The organism is Seonamhaeicola marinus (assembly GCF_008085455.1).
This window is the reverse complement of record NZ_VSDQ01000550.1, coordinates 1-416: the sequence shown is the minus strand read 5'-3', so window position 1 is coordinate 416 and position 416 is coordinate 1. Positions and strand designations below refer to the sequence as shown.

The following is a 416-nucleotide window of genomic DNA, read 5'->3' as shown; positions in this document are numbered from 1 at the left end:
AAAGTACTCAGGCATTAAATAATTACCCATCACAACCTATATTGTATTTAGTAAATGGTGTATCATTTAATGCGCTTAACAAACCACAAAATGCTATTGATACTTTAGAAATTGGTTTAGATTATATTATTGATGATACTAAAATGGAAGCCGATTTTTATACCCAAATAAGTAAAGCCTACACACTTTTAAACAATACAACCAAAGCAAAAACGTTTAGTGATAAGGCAAAACAATTACAAAACACAAATTAATGCAATTACGTACCCAAATAGTTATTGTCCTTATTATGGCAATGTTATTTAGTTGTAAATCTGCCAAAACAGTAAGTGGTGGCGAGGCTAATTATAATTTATCAGCTAAACAACTAATTAAAGCACATTATAAACAACATGCAGATTATAAAACATTAAAAT

The 416-nt window shown here is 28.4% G+C and carries 1 pseudogene; it reads left to right on the top strand.

What is annotated here, in order from left to right:
• A pseudogene (locus FUA24_RS08220) lies at positions 1-254 on the top strand (tetratricopeptide repeat protein); the annotation flags it as partial.
• Positions 255-416: the final 162 nt, after the last annotated feature.